The 20947-nt window shown below is 61.0% G+C and carries 17 protein-coding genes; 11 read left to right on the plus strand and 6 right to left on the minus strand.

Going from position 1 to position 20947, the window contains the following annotated elements:
• Positions 1 to 117: 117 nt before the first annotated feature.
• From C8K63_RS11165 to pcaC, 10 genes are all read left to right on the plus strand, one after another.
• Positions 118 to 1464 (plus strand): MFS transporter, encoded by a 1347-nt coding sequence (locus tag C8K63_RS11165; RefSeq protein ID WP_108216749.1) that lies wholly within the window; start codon positions 118 to 120, stop codon positions 1462 to 1464.
• A 220-nt stretch (positions 1465 to 1684) separates the two neighbouring features.
• Positions 1685 to 2542, plus strand: a complete 858-nt coding sequence (locus C8K63_RS11170; protein ID WP_020798340.1) for a CoA transferase subunit A — start codon at positions 1685 to 1687, stop codon at positions 2540 to 2542.
• Entirely contained in the window at positions 2542 to 3321 is a 780-nt protein-coding gene (locus C8K63_RS11175; protein WP_108216750.1) for a CoA-transferase subunit beta, read from the plus strand. The genes C8K63_RS11170 and C8K63_RS11175 overlap by 1 nt, the downstream gene beginning before the upstream one ends.
• The gene (gene pcaF / locus C8K63_RS11180; RefSeq protein ID WP_177413311.1) at positions 3318 to 4523 is read left to right on the plus strand and encodes a 3-oxoadipyl-CoA thiolase; all 1206 of its coding nucleotides are present in this window, start codon (positions 3318 to 3320) and stop codon (positions 4521 to 4523) included. The genes C8K63_RS11175 and pcaF overlap by 4 nt, the downstream gene beginning before the upstream one ends.
• Positions 4524 to 4560: 37 nt before the next feature.
• The gene (gene pcaH / locus C8K63_RS11185; protein ID WP_108216752.1) at positions 4561 to 5265 is read left to right on the plus strand and encodes a protocatechuate 3,4-dioxygenase subunit beta; all 705 of its coding nucleotides are present in this window, start codon (positions 4561 to 4563) and stop codon (positions 5263 to 5265) included.
• 1 nt (position 5266) lies between these two features.
• Positions 5267 to 5833: a protocatechuate 3,4-dioxygenase subunit alpha gene (pcaG, locus tag C8K63_RS11190; RefSeq protein ID WP_108216753.1), complete on the plus strand. Its 567-nt coding sequence runs from the start codon at positions 5267 to 5269 to the stop codon at positions 5831 to 5833.
• 193 nt (positions 5834 to 6026) lie between these two features.
• Entirely contained in the window at positions 6027 to 7331 is a 1305-nt protein-coding gene (locus C8K63_RS11195) for an MFS family transporter (protein ID WP_108216754.1), read from the plus strand.
• Between the two features lie 43 nt (positions 7332 to 7374).
• On the plus strand, positions 7375 to 8739 hold the full coding sequence (locus tag C8K63_RS11200) for a 3-carboxy-cis,cis-muconate cycloisomerase (protein ID WP_108216755.1): 1365 nt from the start codon (positions 7375 to 7377) through the stop codon (positions 8737 to 8739).
• A gap of 11 nt (positions 8740 to 8750) precedes the next feature.
• Positions 8751 to 9542: a 3-oxoadipate enol-lactonase gene (gene pcaD / locus C8K63_RS11205; RefSeq protein ID WP_108216756.1), complete on the plus strand. Its 792-nt coding sequence runs from the start codon at positions 8751 to 8753 to the stop codon at positions 9540 to 9542.
• A 10-nt stretch (positions 9543 to 9552) separates the two neighbouring features.
• Positions 9553 to 9945: a 4-carboxymuconolactone decarboxylase gene (gene pcaC, locus C8K63_RS11210; RefSeq protein ID WP_108216757.1), complete on the plus strand. Its 393-nt coding sequence runs from the start codon at positions 9553 to 9555 to the stop codon at positions 9943 to 9945.
• Between the two features lie 66 nt (positions 9946 to 10011).
• Here pcaC and C8K63_RS11215 read toward each other — a convergent pair whose 3' ends face one another.
• From C8K63_RS11215 to C8K63_RS11230, 4 genes are all read right to left on the minus strand, one after another.
• Positions 10012 to 11271, minus strand: coding sequence for an OprD family porin (locus tag C8K63_RS11215; RefSeq protein ID WP_108216758.1), 1260 nt, complete (start codon positions 11269 to 11271; stop codon positions 10012 to 10014).
• 361 nt (positions 11272 to 11632) lie between these two features.
• Positions 11633 to 13093: an efflux RND transporter outer membrane subunit EmhC gene (emhC, locus tag C8K63_RS11220; protein ID WP_108216759.1), complete on the minus strand. Its 1461-nt coding sequence runs from the start codon at positions 13091 to 13093 to the stop codon at positions 11633 to 11635.
• Complete coding sequence (gene emhB, locus C8K63_RS11225) at positions 13093 to 16254, minus strand: efflux RND transporter permease subunit EmhB (protein ID WP_108216760.1); 3162 nt, start codon at positions 16252 to 16254, stop codon at positions 13093 to 13095. Before emhB ends, emhC begins: the two co-directional genes overlap by 1 nt.
• A 3-nt stretch (positions 16255 to 16257) precedes the next feature.
• Positions 16258 to 17415, minus strand: coding sequence for an efflux RND transporter periplasmic adaptor subunit (locus C8K63_RS11230; protein ID WP_108216761.1), 1158 nt, complete (start codon positions 17413 to 17415; stop codon positions 16258 to 16260).
• A 266-nt stretch (positions 17416 to 17681) separates the two neighbouring features.
• Here C8K63_RS11230 and emhR point away from each other — a divergent pair, with 266 nt between their 5' ends.
• A complete protein-coding gene (gene emhR / locus C8K63_RS11235) occupies positions 17682 to 18314 on the plus strand; it encodes an efflux system transcriptional repressor EmhR (RefSeq protein ID WP_108216762.1) in 633 nt (210 codons plus the stop codon).
• 362 nt (positions 18315 to 18676) lie between these two features.
• Here emhR and C8K63_RS11245 read toward each other — a convergent pair whose 3' ends face one another.
• Complete coding sequence (locus C8K63_RS11245; RefSeq protein WP_108216764.1) at positions 18677 to 19726, minus strand: alkene reductase; 1050 nt, start codon at positions 19724 to 19726, stop codon at positions 18677 to 18679.
• A 21-nt stretch (positions 19727 to 19747) separates the two neighbouring features.
• Positions 19748 to 20914 (minus strand): MFS transporter, encoded by a 1167-nt coding sequence (locus tag C8K63_RS11250; protein ID WP_108216765.1) that lies wholly within the window; start codon positions 20912 to 20914, stop codon positions 19748 to 19750.
• Positions 20915 to 20947 lie beyond the last annotated feature (33 nt).

Here is a 20947-nt window from a genome sequence, read left to right on the forward strand (position 1 = left end):
CGATAAACGCACAGAGTCGCGTTTATCGAATTGACGCTGTTTCCTGCGGATCATTACTGTCGCGGCTTCGTCAGCATCTGCTGACACCGTTCGACTGCGATCCATGGAATAAAAATAATGAACCAGCCTCAGTCTGCTGTAGGTAACTGCCTCGACGTGCAGTCCTTCATCAATGCTCAACCCATTTCGCGCTACCAATGGCGGGTGGTGATCCTGTGTTTCCTGATTGTCTTCCTCGATGGCCTCGATACCGCGGCCATGGGGTTCATTGCGCCGGCGCTGTCTCAGGATTGGGGGATCGATCGTGCCAGCCTTGGCCCGGTGATGAGTGCCGCCTTGATCGGCATGGTATTCGGCGCACTCGGTTCAGGGCCATTGGCTGACCGCTTCGGACGAAAAGTCGTACTGGTCGGTGCGGTGCTGTTGTTCGGTGCCTTCAGCCTGGCCTCGGCCTACAGCAGCAATGTCGATCAGTTGCTGGTGTTGCGCTTCCTGACCGGCCTGGGTCTGGGCGCCGGCATGCCGAATGCCACCACGCTGCTGTCGGAGTACACACCGGAGCGCAAGAAGTCACTGCTGGTGACCAGCATGTTCTGCGGTTTCAACCTGGGCATGGCTGGCGGCGGATTCATCTCGGCCAAGCTGATTCCGGCCTTTGGCTGGCACAGCCTGCTGCTGATCGGCGGGATTCTGCCGCTGATCCTCGCCGTCGTTTTGCTGTTCTGGTTGCCGGAGTCGGCGCGTTACCTGGTGGTACGCAATCGCGGTACGGACAAAGTGCGCAAGGCACTGGCGCCGATTGATCCGACGGTGGTGGCCCAGGCGTCCAGTTTCAGCGTGCCGGAACAGAAAACCGTGAAGGCGCGCAATGTGTTTGCGGTGATCTTCTCCGGCACCTATAGCACCGGCACCTTGCTGCTGTGGCTGACCTACTTCATGGGCCTGGTGATCGTTTACCTGCTGACCAGCTGGCTTCCGACGCTGATGCGTGACAGTGGCGCGAGCATGGAGCAAGCCGCTTTTATCGGCGCGCTGTTCCAGTTCGGTGGCGTACTGAGTGCGGTGGGCGTGGGCTGGGCAATGGACCGGTTCAATCCGCACAAGGTCATCGGCATTTTTTACCTGCTGGCCGGGGTGTTTGCCTACGCGGTAGGGCAGAGCCTGGGCAACATCACAATCCTGGCGACCCTGGTGCTGGTGGCCGGGATGTGTGTCAACGGTGCGCAATCGGCGATGCCGTCACTGGCGGCGCGGTTCTATCCGACTCAGGGGCGGGCCACTGGCGTGTCGTGGATGCTTGGCATCGGCCGCTTCGGCGCCATTCTCGGGGCGTGGATGGGTGCAACGCTGTTAGGGCTGGGCTGGAATTTCGAGCAAGTGCTGACAGCGCTGGTGATTCCGGCGGCCGTGGCGACCACGGCAGTGGTGATCAAGGGCATGGTCAGTCATGCGGATGCGACCTGAGGTTGGTTGCCGAGTTTTACGGTGAGTTATCGGGCCTCTTCGCGGGCAAGCCCGCTCCTACAGAGATCGGTAGCCAAGCAACAATATGTTCGATAATCGAACGGTTAGTCGATTATCGGATTGTTTGGCGTTTTGCACGGGCTTAATCTTCAGTCATCCAGGCGCTGCGCATCGGCGCCTTCTTCCACTGTCGGTTAACAATAAATGGGAGCCTGCCCCAATGGCTGAAATCCTTTCGCTGCACGACGCGGTGAAGCAATTCGTAAACGACGGCGATACGGTCGCGCTCGAAGGCTTTACCCACCTGATCCCGACGGCGGCGGGTCACGAAATCATTCGCCAGGGCAAGAAAGATCTGACCCTGGTGCGGATGACCCCTGACTTGATCTACGACCAGTTGATCGGTGCCGGTTGTGCCCGCAAGCTGATTTTCTCCTGGGGCGGCAACCCGGGTGTCGGCTCTCTGCATCGCCTGCGTGACGCCGTTGAGAAGCAGTGGCCGCACCCGCTGGAAATCGAAGAGCACAGCCACGCTGACCTGGCCAATGCCTACGTTGCCGGCGCTTCCGGCCTGCCGTTCGCGGTCCTGCGTGCCTACGCCGGTTCCGACTTGCCGAAGGTCAACCCGCTGATCAAATCCGTCACCTGCCCGTTCACTGGCGAAGTGTTGGCCGCCGTGCCTTCGGTACGTCCGGACATTACCGTGATTCACGCGCAGAAAGCCGACCGCAAGGGCAACGTGCTGCTCTGGGGCATCCTCGGCGTGCAGAAAGAAGCCGCACTGGCCGCCAAGCGCTGCATCGTCACCGTTGAGGAAATCGTCGACGACCTCAATGCACCGATGAATTCCTGTGTATTGCCAACCTGGGCCTTGAGCGCGGTTTGCCACGTACCTGGCGGTGCGCATCCGTCCTACGCCCACGGTTACAACGAGCGCGACAACCGCTTCTACCAGGCCTGGGACCCGATTGCCCGCGACCGTGAAACCTTCACCGCGTGGATCAACGAATACATCCACGGCAGCGCTGACTTCAGCGAGTTTCAGGCCAAACTGGCCGCCGCTTCGGAGGCGAAGTAATGACTTACACCACCAATGAAATGATGACCGTCGCCGCCGCTCGCCGTCTGAAGAACGGTTCGGTGTGCTTCGTCGGCATCGGCCTGCCGTCGAAAGCGGCCAACCTGGCGCGCCTGACTTCCTCGCCTGATGTCGTTCTGATCTACGAATCGGGTCCGATCGGTGCCAAGCCGAGCGTACTGCCGTTGTCGATCGGCGACGGTGAACTGGCGGAAACTGCCGACACCGTGGTCCCGACCGGCGAGATTTTCCGTTACTGGCTGCAGGGCGGACGCATCGACGTCGGCTTCCTTGGTGCGGCACAGGTCGACCGTTTCGGCAACATCAACACCACGGTGGTCGGCGATTACCACGCGCCGAAAGTGCGCCTGCCAGGTGCCGGTGGCGCGCCGGAGATTGCAGGTTCCGCCAAGAGCGTACTGATCATCCTCAAGCAGTCGGCGCGCTCCTTTGTCGACAAGCTCGACTTCATTACTTCGGTCGGCCATGGCGAGGGCGGTGATTCGCGCAAGCGTCTCGGTCTGCCGGGCGCCGGTCCGGTCGGGATCATCACTGACCTGTGCACCATGGAGCCAGAGGAGGGCACCCACGAGTTCGTGGTCACCGCACTGCATCCAGGCGTGACCCGCGAGCAAGTGATCGCCGCCACCGGTTGGCCGATTCGCTTTGCCGACAGTGTTGCGACCACCGCGCAGCCAACCATCGTGGAGTTGACCGCGCTGCGTGATCTTGAAGCCCGCACCGCCGCCGCCCACGGCCAAGCCCCCGGAGAAGCCTGATGCGTGACGTTTATATCTGCGACGCGATTCGTACCCCCATCGGCCGTTTCGGCGGCGGTCTGTCGACGGTGCGTGCCGACGATCTGGCTGCCGTGCCGATCAAAGCCTTGATGGCGCGCAACCCGTCGGTGGACTGGAACGCCGTGGACGAAGTGTTCCTCGGCTGCGCCAACCAAGCCGGTGAAGACAACCGCAACGTCGCGCGCATGGCGCTGTTGCTGGCCGGGTTGCCGCAAACCATTCCCGGCGTGACCCTCAATCGCCTCTGCGCTTCGGGCATGGACGCCATCGGCACCGCGTTCCGCGCCATCGCCAGCGGCGAGATGGAGCTGGCGATTGCCGGTGGCGTCGAGTCGATGTCCCGTGCGCCGTTCGTGATGGGCAAAGCGGATGCCGCGTTCTCGCGCAACATGAAACTGGAAGACACCACCATTGGCTGGCGTTTTATCAACCCATTGATGAAAGCCCAGTACGGTGTGGATGCGATGCCGCAGACCGCTGACAACGTCGCCGATGATTACAAAGTGTCCCGAGCCGATCAGGACGCCTTTGCCTTGCGCAGCCAGCAGCGTACGGCCGCCGCGCAAGCCGCAGGTTTTTTCGCGGAAGAAATCGTCGAAGTGCGCATTGCCCACAAGAAGGGTGAAACCGTGGTCAGCCAGGACGAGCATCCTCGCGCCGACACCACCCTGCAAGCCCTGACCAAACTCAAACCGGTCAACGGCCCCGACAAAACTGTCACTGCCGGCAACGCCTCCGGAGTGAACGATGGCGCGGCAGCGTTGATCCTGGCCTCGGCCGAAGCCGTGAAGAAACACGGCCTGACCGCTCGCGCCAAAGTGCTGGGCATGGCCAGCGCCGGTGTTGCGCCGCGGGTGATGGGCATTGGCCCGGTGCCTGCGGTACGTAAACTGACCGAACGCCTTGGTGTGGCGGTCAGCGATTTCGACGTGATCGAACTCAACGAAGCCTTCGCCAGCCAGGGTTTGGCAGTGCTGCGTGAACTGGGGATCGCCGACGATGCGGCCCAGGTCAACCCCAACGGTGGCGCGATTGCCTTGGGTCACCCGTTGGGCATGAGCGGCGCGCGACTGGTGTTGACCGCGTTGCATCAGCTGGAAAAAACCGGTGGGAAGAAAGCTCTGGCGACCATGTGCGTCGGCGTCGGTCAGGGTCTGGCCCTGGCGATCGAGCGCGTCTGACGCGCTCTGAAGACTTATAAGAACTGAGGAATGCTTCATGACTGACAAGCCTGGATACCGTCGCCCGCAGGCGGGCACTCAGCCGGAATACCTGCACCCGACCTATCAATCCACCAACCTGCGCTCGCCGTCCAAGCCGTTGGTGTTTCTGCCCCATTCGTTGTCGGAAATCACCGGGCCGACCATCGGCGCCGAGCGCGTCAACGAGAAGGACAACGACCTGACCGCCCAGCATGAGGGGCAGCCACAGGGTGAGCGCATCATCATTCACGGTCGTGTACTGGATGAAAACGGTCTGCCGGTGCCGGGGATTCTGGTGGAGATCTGGCAGGCCAACGCCGCCGGTCGCTACGCCCATGCTCGCGACCTGCACGACGCGCCGCTGGACCCGAACTTCACCGGTACCGGCCGTACCGTGACCGACGCCGATGGCTGGTATCAGTTCCAGACCATCAAGCCCGGCGCCTATCCATGGGGCAACCACCACAACGCCTGGCGCCCGGCGCACATCCACTTTTCGCTGTTCGGGCCGAGCATCCTGACGCGCCTGGTGACGCAGATGTATTTTCCGGGTGACCCGCTGCTGGCGTACGACCCGATCTACAACTGCGTGCCCGATACCAGCGCCAAAGAGCGTTTGATCGCCACCTTCGATCTGGAAAAAACCATTCCTTCCTATGCCCTCGGTTATCGCTGGGACATCGTTTTGCGCGGCCGCGACGCCACGCCGATGGAGAAATAAGATGACGCTGACTGCAACCACGTCCCACACCGTCGGGCCGTACTACCACATCGGCCTGACCTGGCTGAACCGCGAAAACCTGACTGTCGAACAAACCCTGGGCGAACGCGTGGCGATCACCGGGCAAGTGGTCGATGGCAACGGTGATGTCGTCAACGACGCAATGCTGGAAGTCTGGCAGGCCAACGCGGCCGGCAAATACGATCACCCGGAAGATGACCAGGACAAACCCCTGGACCCGAACTTCGAAGGTTTTGGCCGGGTGCCGGTGGATGCCGAAGGACGGTTTCGCTTCACCACCATCAAGCCGGGCACGGTTGAGGGGCTCAAAGGTACGACCCAGGCGCCGCACCTGGTGGTGCTGGTGTTTGCCCGTGGCCTGGTGAAGCACTTGCTGACGCGGATTTATTTTGATGGCGAGGCGGCTAACGTGAATGATCCATTGCTGGAGTGCGTGCCGGCCGAGCGTCGTAATACGCTGATGGCGAAGCAGGATGCGTCGGGCGTGTACCAGTGGAACGTGATTTTGCAGGGCACTGATGCCGAGACGGTATTCTTCGACTATTGAGTGAACACCGTTCACCTGTAGGAGCGAGCCTGCTCGCGATGGCGTCGGTACATTCACTGTCGATGTCGTCTGACACACTGCTATCGCGAGCAGGCTCGCTCCTACAGGGGTTGCGTATCGCTGATGCATCTGCGGAACGGGATTGTTTCAAAGCGTGTCTAGACTCTCACTGTCCCCACAGAGTGAAAAAACAATGACAACACCCACGGCTCCTATAGCTCTTTATACGGGCGAAGAACGCAACAAGCGGATCTTCGCCATTGTCGGTGCTTCGTCCGGCAACCTGGTCGAATGGTTCGACTTCTATGTCTATGCCTTCTGTGCGATCTATTTCGCGCCGGCCTTTTTTCCGTCCGACAACCCCACGGTGCAGTTGGTCAACACCGCAGGCGTGTTTGCCGCCGGCTTCCTGATGCGCCCGATTGGTGGCTGGATTTTCGGGCGCTTGGCGGACAAGCACGGGCGCAAGAACTCGATGCTGATCTCGATTCTGATGATGTGCTTCGGCTCTTTGCTGATTGCCTGCTTGCCGACCTACAACAGTATCGGGGTCTGGGCGCCGATCCTGCTGCTGTTCGCCCGTTTGCTGCAAGGCTTGTCGGTGGGCGGTGAGTACGGCACCACCGCGACTTACATGAGCGAAGTGGCGCTCAAGGGCCAGCGCGGTTTCTTCGCCTCGTTCCAGTACGTGACCCTGATTGGCGGCCAGTTGCTCGCGGTGTCATTGGTGGTGATCCTGCAACAGTTCCTCACCGAGGACGACCTGCGTGCCTACGGCTGGCGGATCCCCTTTGTGGTCGGTGCCATGGCGGCGTTGGTTTCGCTGTATTTGCGTCGTTCGCTTAAAGAAACTTCCAGCAAGGAAATGCGCGAAAACAAGGACGCCGGCAGCATCGGCGCGCTATTTCGCGACCACAAAGCCGCGTTCATCACCGTACTGGGTTACACCGCCGGTGGTTCGCTGATTTTCTACACTTTCACCACGTACATGCAGAAGTACCTGGTGAATACCGCCGGCATGCCGGCCAAGACCGCCAGCTACATCATGACCGGCGCGCTGTTCCTCTATATGTGCATGCAGCCGATTTTCGGCATGCTCGCCGACAAGATCGGCCGGCGTAACTCGATGCTCTGGTTCGGCGCCCTCGGCACGCTGTTCACCGTGCCGATCCTGTTGAGCCTGAAAAGCGTGACAAGTCCGTTTCTGGCCTTCGTGCTGATTACCCTGGCGCTCTCGATCGTCAGTTTCTACACCTCGATCAGCGGTCTGGTAAAAGCCGAGATGTTCCCGCCGGAAGTGCGTGCGCTGGGTGTCGGCCTGGCGTATGCGGTGGCGAATGCGATCTTCGGTGGTTCGGCGGAATACGTGGCCTTGAGCCTCAAGGCCGTGGGCATGGAAAACTCCTTCTACTGGTACGTGACGGTGATGATGGCGATAGCGTTCCTGTTCAGCCTGCGTCTGCCGAAACAGGCGAAGTATCTGCATCACGATCTTTGATCTTCACGCGCGGACCGCAGGCCCGCGCCTCCAGGAATTTTTTATGAACCAGCGACCGGGCAATCAATTGTTCGATGCCTATTTCACTGCCCGCGAAATGCGTGAGGTGTTCTGCGATCAGGGCCGGGTCCAGGCCATGCTCGATTTCGAAGCGGCACTGGCCCGGGCCGAAGCGCGGGTCGGGTTGATTCCGCCGAGTGCTGTCGCGCCAATTGAAGCGGCTTGCCGCGCCGGACTTTATGACTTCGCGGCGTTGGGCGAGGCGATTGCCACGGCGGGTAACTCGGCGATTCCGTTGGTCAAGGCACTGGGCAAACAGATCGCGGCCACCGATGCCGAAGCCGAGCGCTATGTGCATCTGGGCGCGACCAGTCAGGACGTGATGGACAGCGGCCTGGTGCTGCAACTGCGCCGCGCACTGGAACTGATCGAAAACCATCTGGCGCAACTGGGGCAGACGCTCGCGTCCCAGGCCCAGCGCTACGCGACCACGCCATTGGCCGGACGCACCTGGCTGCAGCATGCGACGCCGGTCACCCTCGGCATGAAAATCGCCGGTTGGCTGGGGGCGGTGACGCGCAGTCGCCAACGCTTGGCCGAACTCAAGCCGCGCCTGCTGGTGCTGCAATTCGGCGGCGCGTCCGGAACCCTTGCAGCCCTGGGTGAGCAGGCCATGCCGATTGCCCAGGCGCTGGCCGAAGAACTGCAACTGACCTTGCCCGATCAGCCGTGGCATACCCAGCGCGATCGCGTGGTGGAGTTCGGTGCCGCACTCGGCCTGATCGCCGGCAGTCTCGGCAAACTCGGCCGCGACATCAGCCTGCTGATGCAAACCGAGGCTGGCGAAGTGTTCGAACCTTCAGCGCCGGGCAAGGGCGGTTCTTCGACCATGCCGCACAAGCGCAATCCGGTGGGCGCGGCGGTGCTGATCGGCGCGGCGACTCGCGTACCCGGTTTGCTCTCGACGCTGTTCAGCGCCATGCCCCAGGAACACGAACGCAGCCTCGGTCTGTGGCATGCCGAGTGGGAAACCCTGCCGGAAATTTGCTGCCTGGTGTCGGGCAGCCTGCAGCAGGCGTTGTTGATCGCCGACGACCTGGAAGTGGATGCCAAGCGCATGGCGCGCAACCTCGATTTGACCCAGGGCCTGGTGCTTGCCGAAGCGGTGAGCATCGTCCTCGCGCAACGGGTAGGGCGCGATGCCGCGCATCATCTGCTGGAGCAATGCTGCAAGCGCGCGGTGGCCGAACAGCGTCACCTGCGTGCGATCCTGGGCGACGAACCGCAAGTGACCGTCGAGCTGTCGGCGGCTGAACTCGATCATCTGCTGGACCCCGCCCATTACCTCGGTCAGGCCAAAACCTGGGTCGAGCGGGCGGTGGCTGAACATTCTGCATTGACTGCCTGAAGGAGACTGCTGTGGCTTTTGTACAACTCGCCGAGGGCGAACTGCATTACCAACTCGATGGACCGGTCGATGCGCCGGTACTGGTGCTGTCCAACTCCCTGGGCACCGACCTGCATATGTGGGACGCGCAAATCCCGGCGTTCTCCGGGCATTTCCGCGTGTTGCGTTTCGACACCCGTGGCCATGGCCAGTCATTGGTGACGCCGGGGCCATACAGCATCGAGCAACTGGGCCGCGACGTGCTTGCACTGCTGGATGCCTTGCACATCGAACGCGCGCATTTCTGTGGATTGTCCATGGGCGGGTTGATCGGCCAGTGGCTGGGTATCAACGCCGGCGAGCGACTGAACAAGCTGATCGTGTGCAACACCGCGGCGAAAATCGGCGATCCGTCGGTGTGGAACCCGCGTATCGAAATGGTGCTGCGTGATGGTCAGGCGGCCATGGTTGCCCTGCGCGATGCGTCGATTGCCCGCTGGTTCACCCCGGACTTCTCCGCCGCCAACCCGGCAGCAGCCAAGCAAATCACCGACATGCTCGCGGCCACTTCGCCCGAAGGCTATGCAGCCAATTGCGCAGCGGTGCGCGATGCCGATTTCCGCGATCAACTGTCCTCGATCAAGGCGCCGCTATTGGTGATCGCTGGAAGTGAAGATGCGGTGACGCCACCGTCCGGTGGGCATTTCATCCAGGAGCATGTGCACGGGGCCGAGTACGCCGAGTTCTATGCGGCGCACTTGTCCAACGTCCAGGCAGGCAATGCGTTCAGCGAGCGTGTGCTGGCGTTTCTGTCGGCTGATTGAGGGGGTTTTCGTGGACGAGAAACAACGTTATGACGAGGGCCTGAAGGTCCGTCGCGCGGTCTTGGGCGATGCCCACGTCGACCGCAGCCTGAATGCCTTGACCGAGTTCAACTCGGAGTTTCAGGAGATGATCACCCGTCACGCCTGGGGCGACATCTGGACCCGCCCGGGCCTGCCGCGCCATACCCGCAGCCTGATCACCATCGCCATGTTGATCGGTATGAATCGCAACGAAGAATTGAAACTGCACCTGCGCGCTGCCGCCAACAACGGCGTGAGCCGTGGCGAGATCAAGGAAGTGATCATGCAGAGCGCCATCTACTGCGGGATCCCGGCGGCCAATGCGACGTTCCACCTGGCCGAGTCGGTGTGGGATGAGTTGGGGATCGAGTCGCGGGAGTAGATCTGGCGATTTGCGGTGTCTTTGCTGACGCCATCGCGAGCCTGCTCGCGATGGCGGTGGTGAGGTTTACAGCAAGCTGATCGGATAGCTGATGATCAAGCGGTTCTCGTCGAACTCGTTATTGCTGTAATCCCGGCGCATGGTCGAGTTGCGCCATTTCAGGTTCAGGTCTTTCAGTGCACCGCTCTGCACGGTGTAGCCCAGTTCACTTTCACGCCCCCATTCCTTGCCATCGGTGATGCTACCGGTGTGCACATTGTCGCCGCTGATATAGCGGTTCATCAGGGTCAGGCCCGGTACGCCGAGGGCAACGAAGTTGTAGTCGTGGCGTACCTGCCAGGAGCGTTCCTGGGCATTGTCGTAGCTGGAGTTGTAGCTGTCGTTGGCCAGGGTGCCGCCGCTGGTGCCGTTGACCCGCATCCAGGCGTTGTCGCCAGTGAGTTTCTGCAGGCCGACATAGAACGTGTTGCCGCCGTACTTGGCCGAGAACAAGCCGTACAGGGTTTTGTTGTCCAGCTCGCCAGCCCGGGCGCTGCCGTCATCCTTGCCGTAGAAGAAACCCAGGTTGGCGCCCAGGGTCCAGTCGCCAAGCGGTTGGCTGTGGGTCAAGTTGACGAATTGCTGGCTGTAGATGTCCTTGAGCTCGGCGTTCCACAGACCGATCTGGGTGCGCTTGTCATTGAACAGGTACTCGCCGCCCTCGAAGTTGAAACGGTCAGAGGTGAACGCCGCTTTGCCGGTCATCGACATGTCGTTCATGCTGCTGTCGTCGCGCGGGCTGTTCTGGCGGAACTGGCCGCCGTAGATCGTCAGGCCATTGATTTCCTTCGAGGTGATCTGCCCGCCGCGGAAGGTTTGCGGCAGCGAGCGACCGTCGTCCGAACGCAGGATTGGCAGCACCGGCATCCACTCGCCGACTTTCACTTCGGTCTGCGACAGCTTGGCTTTGAACGCCACGTTGGTGCGTCCGAAATTGTCCGCCGGGCGACCGTCGTGATCCAGCGGCAGCAGTTGCGTGCCGCCGGTGCCTTTGCCGCCATCAAGCTTCAGTGAATACAAACCGAGCACATCCATGCCGAACCCGACGGTGCCCTGGGTGAACCCGGATTTGGCGTCGAGGATGAAACTTTGCGTCCACTCTTCAGCCTTGCCCTGGGCCTTGGTCGGGTTGGTGAAGTTGCGGTTGATGTAGAAGTTACGCAGGTTCAGGTTGACCTTGGCCCCATCGACGAAGCCCGACTCTTCGGCGCTGGCGGGCAGGGCCGCGCTGGCCAGGGCAATGGCAATCAGGCTGGGAACGAAATACTGCGCGGTGGAAGGCGTCATGAGCTCGGGTCTCTCTAATTCTTGGGGATGAAGCGGGGTGATGCCGCAACCCGGGGTTGCAGACGAATTTTCGAAATCAGTACAAACGAAGCGAATCAGCCGGAGAGGGCAAGGCGCGGGGGCATAGTGTCGAACCTGTTGTTATTGGTTTTGTGGTTCGGATGGTGCGTGGAATGTACTGGATGGTTCAATCGTAAAAATCGGGTTTTGGGCGATTATCGAACGGCAAAAGATCGCAGCCTTCGGCAGCTCCTACAAGGGAACGCGAATTTCCGCGTAGGAGCTGCCGAAGGCTGCGATCTTTTGATTTTAGGCAACAAAAAGCCCACCAATCGGTGGGCTTCGTGTTTTCACAGCACTATCAGAAGTACTTCATCTTCGGCGCTTCTTCTTTCAACGGCTCGTTCTTCGCCGTCTGTTCGTTCCAGCCACCACCCAGGGCCTTGTACAGGTTGACCTGGCTGACCAGCTGCGCCAGGCGATCGGTGATCAACACCTGCTGCGCACTGAACAGCTGACGCTGGGCATCGAGGAAGGTCAGGTTGCTGTCGACACCGATGAGGTAACGACGCTCGGCCAGGCGGTAGTAGACCTGGTTGGCACTGACGAAATCTTTCTGTGCCTGCAACTGCTGGACATAGGTCTGGCGCGCGGCCAGGCCGTCGGCGACTTCCTGGAAGGCCGTTTGAATGGACTTCTCGTAGTTCGCCACGCCGATGTCTTTCTGGATTTTCGATAAGTCCAGACTGGCGCGCAGGCTGCCGGCGTTGAAGATCGGCAGATTGATCTGCGGCTGGAACAGCCAGGTGCCCGAACCACCCTTGAACAGGCCTGACAGGTCCGTGCTCAAGGTGCCGGCATTGGCCGTGAGGCTGATGCTCGGGAAGAACGCAGCCCGCGCCGCGCCGATGTTGGCGTTGGCGGCCTTCAGGTTGTACTCGGCCTGAAGGATGTCCGGACGACGTTGCAGCAAGTCCGACGGCAGGCCGGGCGGCACGTCGCTCAGCAGGTCGTCGTCAAGTGGTTTGGCCGCTTGCAGGTTGGCCGGGATACCGGTGCCGAGCAGCAGCACCAGGCTGTTCTCGTCCTGGGCGACCTGACGGGTGTACTTGGCCAGTTGCGCCCGGGCGTTTTCCACCGAGGTGCGCGACTGTGCCAGGTCCAGGGCCGAGGCGACCCCGACTTCGTTGCTGCGAGCGGTGAGCTTATAGCTCTCCTCGAAGGTGGCCAGGGTGTCCTGGGTCAGCTTGTACAGTTCCTTGTCCGCCTGCCAGGTCAGGTAGGCGTTGGCCACACTGGCCACCAGGCTGATCTGCGTGCTGCGGCGACCTTCTTCAGTGGCGAAGTACTTCTGCAACGCTTCTTCGTTCAGGCTGCGGACCCGACCGAACAGGTCGAGTTCGTAGGCGCTGACCCCGACCGTGGCCGAGTTGGAACTGACGATGCCGGTCTGGCCGGTCTGCGAAGCGTCAGCCGGAACGCGCTGACGGCTGCCGGTGCCGTTGGCCGAGACGGCCGGGAACAGATCGGCACGGGAGATGCGGTATTGAGCCGCAAACGCGTCGATGTTCAGGGCTGCGACACGCAGGTCACGGTTGTTTTCCAGGGCAACCTGAATCAGCTGTTGCAGCGCCGGATCATGGAAAAACTGCTTCCAGCCTTGCTCGGCAGCCGCTTGCGCCGGTGCCTGGGCCGGCGAGTACGCCGGGCCCTGCGGGTATTGGCCCGCCACCGGCGCTTCGGGCTGCTGATAATCAGGTATCAGCGAGCAGCCACCGAGCACGAAGGCGGCGACTGCCAGGGAGAGTAGCGACTTGCTCATTAGCCAGCCTCTTGAGGAGTTTCAATGGCGTCATCCTGGTCGGCGATTTTACGCTGGCCTATGGACGACACGGTGACGAAGAACAGCGGGACCCAGAAAATCGCCAGCACAGTGGCCGTGATCATACCGCCAATCACACCGGTGCCGATTGCATGCTGGCTACCGGAGCCCGCGCCGGTGGATATCGCCAGTGGTACCACACCCAGAACGAAGGCGAGCGAGGTCATGATGATCGGTCGCAGACGCATGCGACTGGCTTCGATTGCCGCATCGCGCAGGCTACGCCCTTGTTCGTGCAGCTCCTTGGCAAATTCGACAATCAGGATGGCGTTTTTTGCCGCCAGACCGATAGTCGTCAACAGACCTACCTGGAAGTACACGTCGTTGGACAAACCGCGCAGGCTGGTGGCCATCAATGCACCGATGATCCCCAGCGGCACCACCAACATCACCGCGATCGGAATCGACCAGCTTTCATACAACGCCGCCAGGCACAGGAACACCATCAGCAGCGACAGGGCATACAGCGCTGGTGCTTGCGAACCGGACAGACGTTCTTCGTACGACAGGCCGGTCCAGGAAATACCGACACCCGCCGGCAGTTTCTTGGCAATGGCTTCGACTTCGGCCATGGCTTCACCGGTGGAATAGCCTGGCGCCGGGGCACCGAGGATTTCCATCGCTTCCACGCCGTTGTAACGGGCCAGTTTCGGCGAGCCGTAGATCCACTCGCCCTTGGCGAACGCCGAGAACGGAACCATGGTGCCGACGCGATTGCGCACGTACCACTTCTGCAGGTCTTCAGGGCCCATTCGAGCGCCTGGCTGGCCTTGCACGTACACCTTTTTCACCCGACCACGGTCGATGAAGTCGTTGACGTAGCTACTGCCCAAGGCAATCGACAGGGTGTTGTTGATGTCGGCGATGGTAATGCCCAGGGCACTGGCCTTCTCGTCATCGATTTCCAGCTGGTATTGCGGTTCGTCGTTCAGGCCGTTCGGTCGCACCTGAGCCAGAATCTTGCTTTGTGCGGCCATACCGAGGAACTGGTTACGCGCGGCCATCAGTTTTTCGTGGCCGATACCGGCGCGGTCCTGCAGGAACACGTCGAAACCGGTGGCGTTACCCAGTTCCAGTACCGCCGGTGGCGCGAAGGCGAACACCATGGCATCGCGGAAGGTGAAGAAGTGCTGCTGGGCACGGGCCGCCACCTTGAACACGTTGTTGTCGGCGTTACGCTCATCCCACGGTCTGAGCATGATGAACGCCATGCCCGAACTCTGGCCACGGCCGGCGAAGTTGAAGCCGGTCACGGTAAACACCGAGTTCACCGCATCGCCTTCGCCGCCATCCTTGCCCGGACGCAGCAGGAATTCACGCATTTCGTCCACGACCACCTGGGTACGCTGGGATGTCGAACCGGCCGGGGTTTGCACCTGGGCGAACAGGACACCCTGGTCCTCTTCAGGCAGGAACGCCGTTGGAATACGGGTGAACAGCCAGATCATGCCGACGACGATGATCAGGTAGGCCAGCAGGTACGGGGCCTTTTGCGCAAGCATGTTGCCCACGCCACGCTCGTAGCTGCGTACGCCGCGGTCGAAGTTGCGGTTGAACCAGCCAAAGAAACCGCGCTTCGGTACGCCGTGCTCGCCTTTGCGGATCGGCTTGAGCATGGTCGCGCAAAGCGCCGGGGTGAAGATCAGCGCAACCAGAACCGACAGGGCCATGGCCGAGACGATGGTGATCGAGAACTGCTTGTAGATCACACCGGTGGAACCGCTGAAGAACGCCATTGGCAGCAGCACCGCCGACAGCACCAGGGCGATACCGACCAGTGCGCCCTGGATCTGGCCCATGGATTTCTTGGTGGCTTCCTTGGGTGACAGGCCTTCTTCGCTCATCACCCGTTCGACGTTTTCCACCACGACGATGGCGTCGTCCACCAGCAAGCCGATGGCCAGCACCATACCGAACATGGTCAGGGTGTTGATGCTGAAACCGGCTGCCGCGAGGATCCCGAACGTACCGAGCAATACCACCGGCACGGTCATCGTGGTGATGATGGTGGCACGGAAGTTCTGCAGGAACAGGAACATCACCAGGAACACCAGGGCGACCGCTTCGACCAGGGTGTGAACCACGCCCTTGATCGATTCCGTTACTACCGGCGTGGTGTCATACGGGAACACCACTTCCATCCCTTGCGGGAAGAACGGTTTGAGGCTGTCGATGGTCGTGCGCAGGGCTTTGGCGGTATCCAGAGCGTTGGCACCGGTGGCCAGTTTCACCGCCAGACCGGAAGCCGGGGCGCCGTTGAACTGGGCGTTGATGCTGTAGTTCTCACCCCCCAGACCGACTTCGGCAACATCTTTCAAGCGAACCTGGGAACCGTCCTTGTTGACCTTGAGCAGGATCTTGTCGAATTGCTCCGCGGTCTGCAGGCGGGTCTTGCCGATGATCGTCGCGTTCAACTGGGTGCCGGGCAGGGCCGGCAGGCCGCCGAGCTGGCCGGACGACACCTGGACGTTTTGCGCAGCGATGGCGGTTCTGACGTCGATCGGCGTCAGGTTGTAGTTGTTCAACTTGGCCGGGTCGAGCCAGATACGCATGGCGTACTGGGAACCGAACACCTGGAAGTCGCCGACACCGGCGGTCCGCGAGATCGGGTCCTGCATGTTCGACACGATGTAGTTGGACAGGTCGTCCTTGGTCATGCTGCCGTCACGCGACACCACGCCGATCACCAACAGGAAGTTCTTCACCGCCTTGGTGACGCGGATACCCTGCTGTTGCACTTCTTGCGGCAGCAGTGGGGTGGCCAGGTTCAGCTTGTTCTGGACCTGAACCTGCGCGGTATCGGAGTTGGTGCCTTGCTCGAAGGTCGCGGTAATGGTCATGGTGCCGTCGGAGTTACTTTCCGACGAGACATAACGCAGGTGGTCGATACCGTTGAGCTGTTGCTCGATCACCTGAACCACGGTGTCCTGTACCGTTTGCGCCGAAGCACCCGGGTAGGCCACGGAGATGGCGATCGCTGGAGGCGCAATGCTCGGGTACTGGTTGATCGGCAGTCTGAGGATCGATAGTGCCCCGACCAACATGATCACCAAGGCAATTACCCAGGCGAAAATCGGACGGTCGATAAAAAATTTCGACATGGTTTACTCCCCTTCGCCGCCGGAGGCTTTATCAGCTACCTGGGCGGGGGCCGGGTTCCTTACGGCTACGTTGGTCGCTTCACTGGTCTTGACTTCGATGCCAGGTTTGACGAATTGCAGACCTTCGGTAATCAGGCGATCGCCGGCCTTCAGGCCATCTTCGATCAGCCATTGGTTACCGACAGTGCGGTTGGCCTTGAGTTGACGCAGTTCGACCTTGTTGTCCGGGCCGACGACCAGAGCGGTCGGGGTGCCTTTGAGGTCACGAGTCACGCCTTGCTGCGGGGCCAGGATCGCCGCGCTGTTCACTCCGGTCAGCAATTTGGCGTGCACGAACATGCCTGGCAGAAGGGTGTGATCAGGGTTCGGGAAAATCGCGCGCAGGGTGACGGAGCCGGTGGTCTGGTCAACCGAGATTTCGGAGAACTCCAGCTTGCCATCCAGCTTGTACTCGCTGCCGTCTTCGAGGGTCAGCTTGACCGAGGCTGCGTTATCGCCAGCCTTTTGCAGGCGACCGCTTTCCAGCTCACGGCGCAGTTGCAACAGCTCGACCGAGGACTGCGTCACGTCGACGTAGATCGGGTCGATTTGCTGAATCACCGCCATCGCATCGACCTGAGCATTGCTCACCAGTGCGCCTTCGGTCACCGAGGAGCGGCCGATGCGGCCGGTCAGCGGGGCATTGACCTTGGTGTAGCGCACATTGATCTGGGCAGTTTGCAGTGCGGCTTCCGATTGCAGGCGGTTGGCCAAGGCGGTGTCGTATTCCTGACGGCTTACCGCTTGTTCGTCGACCAGTTGCTTGTAGCGGTCGGAAATCGATTTGGTCGAACGCAGGTTGGCTTCGGCGCTGGCGAGCGTGGCTTCATAGATTGACGGATCGATCTGATAGAGCTGCTGGCCGGCCTTGACGTCGCTACCCTCCTTGAACAAGCGCTTGAGAATGATGCCGTTGACCTGAGGACGGACTTCGGCAATGCGGTACGCACTGGTCCGACCAGGCAGATCGGACGTCAGGGTGAAAGCTTGCGGTTGCAGAGTCACGACGCCGACCTGAGGCGGTGGGGCGGCCGGTGCTGCCTCTTCCTTTTTGCATCCGCTGAGCAGCGATGCCAGGGCGACGGCGGCGACCAGAGCGGTAACAGCTGGCTTGAATTGCATGAAAATCCTCGGGTCAGGCGCGCAAGGAGCGCACTAGAAAGGTGGAAGGTTGAAAAATGGTTACCGAGTGGATAAGTAGCTTGCTAATGAATATACTTACGTACATGGCTGTTTGTAAATACCCAGGCTGCGTATCAACGTCGTTACACAAGCCGTTGAACGGTTGGAAATGCAGGCTGGGGACGCCCCCCCAGAACGTTCGCCCCACTTTTTATTCAGCTGATATTCAGACATCGCTGAAGCACCCCGATTGAGGTTGTACTGCCATGGTCCGTCGTACCAAAGAGGAAGCTCAGGAAACCCGCGCACAAATTCTCGAGGCGGCCGAAAAGGCCTTTTTCGAGCGAGGCGTGGCGCGCACGACCCTGGCGGACATCGCGACCCTGGCCGGTGTCACTCGAGGGGCCATTTACTGGCACTTCAGCAACAAGGCGGACCTGGTGCAGGCCATGCTCGACACCTTGCATGAGCCGCTGGAAGAAATGGCCAAGGCCAGCGAGAGCGAAGACGAACTCGATCCCCTGGGCTGCATGCGCAAACTGTTGATTCATTTGTTTCATCAAATTGCGCTGGACCCGAAAACCCGCCGCATCAATGAGATTCTTTTTCATAAGTGTGAATTCACCGATGAAATGTGCGACCTGCGCCAACAACGGGTGTCAGCCAGCCTCGAATGCAATGTGCGGATCGGCCTGGCCCTGAGTAATGCGGTGAATCGCGGCCAGTTGCCGGAAAACCTCGACACCGCCCGCGCCGCCATCAGCTTGCACGCTTTTATTGATGGCATCCTGTACCAGTGGTTGCTGGCCCCGGACAGTTTTCAATTGCACGCCGAAGCCGAGCGTTGGGTCGACACCGGGCTGGATCTGTTGCGCTTCAGCCCCAGCCTGCGTAAATAAAGCAAAATGCGTAATTGGCGCCTTGTGTGTCAACCATTGAAACCGAAGATGAACAGTTCTTCACGCGCCCTCCGACAATGGGGTGCTTTTATATACTTACACTCGGCAGGTGGACAGGTAGCAAGCTCAGTAATTTGTAGGAATTTTGTGTCGAGTCTGTGAGAAGGCCACCTATTGCCCCTGTAGGAGCGAGCTTGCTCGCGATGGACTCGATAGCGTCGCGTTTAACCAGTAACCACGCGTTATCGTTAACGACCATCGCGAGCAAGCTCGCTCCTACAGTGTGGATAGTGTTAACCGTCCAGATAACAAAAAGCCCCGGCTCTTTCAAGTCGGGGCTTTTGCGTTTCAACGGTTGCTGATTACAGCGTCGGGTAGTCGATGTAACCGGCCGGGCCCTTGGCGTAGAACAGTTCCGGGCGCGCGTCGTTCAGCGGCGCGTCAGCCTGCAAACGCGCTGGCAGGTCAGGGTTGGCAATGAAAGGTACGCCGAAGGCGACTGCATCGGCCTTGCCACTGGCGAGCAACGCGTTGGCGCTGTCCTTGGTGAAACGCTCGTTGGCAATGTAAGGGCCGCCGAAGGCTTCCTTGAGTTGAGGGCCGAGGCTGTCGGCACCTTCTTTCTCCCGCGAGCAGATGAAGGCGATGCCACGCTTGCCCAGTTCGCGAGCGACGTAGGTGAAGGTTTCGGCCAGGTTGTCGTCGCCCATGTCATGCAGGTCGGCGCGTGGCGACAGGTGTACGCCCACACGGCCGGCACCCCAGATTTCGATCGCCGCGTCAGTCACTTCCAGTAGCAGGCGAGCACGGTTTTCCAGGGCGCCGCCGTAGTTGTCGGTGCGCTGGTTGGTGCTGCTTTGCAGGAACTGGTCGAGCAGGTAACCGTTGGCGGCATGGATTTCCACACCGTCGAAGCCGGCCGCCTTGGCGTTCTCGGCGCCGACACGGTAAGCGTCGACGATATCGGCGATTTCAGCGGTTTCCAGGGCGCGCGGCACCGGGAAGTCGGCCAACGGACGAACGAGGCTGACGTGGCCTTTGGGCTGGATGGCACTCGGGGCGACCGGGGCTTCATCGTTCAGGTACAAACCGTGGGAAATGCGACCCACGTGCCACAGTTGCAGGAAGATCTTGCCGCCCGCGCCATGGATCGCCTTGGTCACGTTGGACCAGCCACGCACCTGATCATTGGACCAGATGCCCGGGGTGTCCGGGTAGCCGACGCCCATCGGCGTCACCGAGGTGGCCTCGCTGAGGATCAGGCCTGCCGAAGCGCGCTGTACGTAGTACTCGGCCATCAGCGCGTTGGGTACGCGACCTTCGTCGGCGCGGCAGCGGGTCAGTGGCGCCATGATGATGCGGTTGGCCAACTCGAGGTCGCCCAGTTTGATCGGATCGAAAATAGTCGTCATTTAGTAGCTCTCTTTTGAAGATCAATTAGTAACGGGAGCCAGATCGGGATTGCCGCTCTGACGGAAAGTAATCAGGGTCACCAGCAGGGCGAGTACCGCCAGTGCGGCTGCGGCGAGCGGCACGCTGGTCAGGCCGAAGCCGTGTGCGATCACGCTACCGCCGACCCAGGCACCCAGGGCGTTGCCGATGTTGAAAGCGCCGATATTCAGGGTCGACACCAGGTTCGGTGCGGCGTTGCCGAAGGTCACCACGTTCACTTGCAGCGCCGGTACCGCGGCGAAGCACGCGGTGGCCCAGAGGAACAGGGTGATTTCGGTCGGGATCAGCGCGACGCTGGTCCAGGTCAGCACGGTGGACACCACGGCCATGGTGATGAACACGCCGATCAGCGTCGCGGCCATGCCTTTGTCGGCCAGCTTGCCGCCGATGATGTTGCCGACCGTCAGGCCCAGGCCGATGAGCATCAGGGTCCAGGTCACGCCACGGGGCGAGACGCCGGTGACTTCGCCCAGCAGCGGCGCAATGTAGGTGAACAGGGTGAACACCGAGGCGGCGAACAGCGCGGTCATGCTCAGGGACAGCCAGATACCGCCGCCCTTGAGTGCGGCCAGTTCGGCGCGCATGTCGAGTTTTTCTTCATCGCGCTTGGCCGGCAGGAAGCGGATCAAACCGATCAGTGCGATCACACCGATCACGGTCACGGCCCAGAAGGTCGAACGCCAGCCGGCTGCCTGACCGAGGGCGGTGCCCAGCGGTACGCCGAGGACGTTGGCCAGGGTCAGGCCGGTGAACATCAGGGCCACGGCCGAAGCGCGTTTGTTCGCAGGCACCAGGCCGGCGGCTACGACTGAACCGATACCGAAGAAGGCGCCATGGCACAGGGCGGTGACCACACGGGCGAACATCAGCACGTTGTAGTCGCCGGCCACTGCGCAGAGCAGGTTGCCGACAATGAAGATGCCCATCAACGCCACCAGGGCGGCCTTGCGCGGCAGTCGGGCGGTGGCCAGCGCCATGAATGGTGCGCCGATGGCCACGCCCAGGGCGTAACCGGTCACCAGCCAGCCGGCACCGGGAATCGACACACCGAGGTCAGCCGCCACGTTGGGCAGCAGGCCCATGATGACGAACTCGGTGGTGCCGATGGCGAAGGCGCTCAAGGCCAGGATGAGTAGCGAGAGGGGCATTGTTCAATTCCTTTTCGGCTGGCTGACGTTGGG

The organism is Pseudomonas sp. GV085 (assembly GCF_003050925.1).
Lineage (GTDB): Bacteria > Pseudomonadota > Gammaproteobacteria > Pseudomonadales > Pseudomonadaceae > Aquipseudomonas.

Bases quoted from the DNA above. Each gene is read 5' to 3' on its own strand.
- C8K63_RS11195 (WP_108216754.1), top strand. From the start codon at position 6,027: ATGACAACACCCACGGCTCCTATAGCTCTTTATACGGGCGAAGAACGC.
- C8K63_RS11250 (WP_108216765.1), bottom strand. From the start codon at position 20,914: ATGCCCCTCTCGCTACTCATCCTGGCCTTGAGCGCCTTCGCCATCGGC.
- C8K63_RS11175 (WP_108216750.1), top strand. From the start codon at position 2,542: ATGACTTACACCACCAATGAAATGATGACCGTCGCCGCCGCTCGCCGT.
- C8K63_RS11230 (WP_108216761.1), bottom strand. From the start codon at position 17,415: ATGCAATTCAAGCCAGCTGTTACCGCTCTGGTCGCCGCCGTCGCCCTG.
- emhC (WP_108216759.1), bottom strand. From the start codon at position 13,093: ATGAGCAAGTCGCTACTCTCCCTGGCAGTCGCCGCCTTCGTGCTCGGT.
- C8K63_RS11170 (WP_020798340.1), top strand. From the start codon at position 1,685: ATGGCTGAAATCCTTTCGCTGCACGACGCGGTGAAGCAATTCGTAAAC.
- emhB (WP_108216760.1), bottom strand. From the start codon at position 16,254: ATGTCGAAATTTTTTATCGACCGTCCGATTTTCGCCTGGGTAATTGCC.
- pcaG (WP_108216753.1), top strand. From the start codon at position 5,267: ATGACGCTGACTGCAACCACGTCCCACACCGTCGGGCCGTACTACCAC.
- C8K63_RS11215 (WP_108216758.1), bottom strand. From the start codon at position 11,271: ATGACGCCTTCCACCGCGCAGTATTTCGTTCCCAGCCTGATTGCCATT.
- C8K63_RS11245 (WP_108216764.1), bottom strand. From the start codon at position 19,726: ATGACGACTATTTTCGATCCGATCAAACTGGGCGACCTCGAGTTGGCC.
- C8K63_RS11165 (WP_108216749.1), top strand. From the start codon at position 118: ATGAACCAGCCTCAGTCTGCTGTAGGTAACTGCCTCGACGTGCAGTCC.
- pcaH (WP_108216752.1), top strand. From the start codon at position 4,561: ATGACTGACAAGCCTGGATACCGTCGCCCGCAGGCGGGCACTCAGCCG.
- emhR (WP_108216762.1), top strand. From the start codon at position 17,682: ATGGTCCGTCGTACCAAAGAGGAAGCTCAGGAAACCCGCGCACAAATT.
- C8K63_RS11200 (WP_108216755.1), top strand. From the start codon at position 7,375: ATGAACCAGCGACCGGGCAATCAATTGTTCGATGCCTATTTCACTGCC.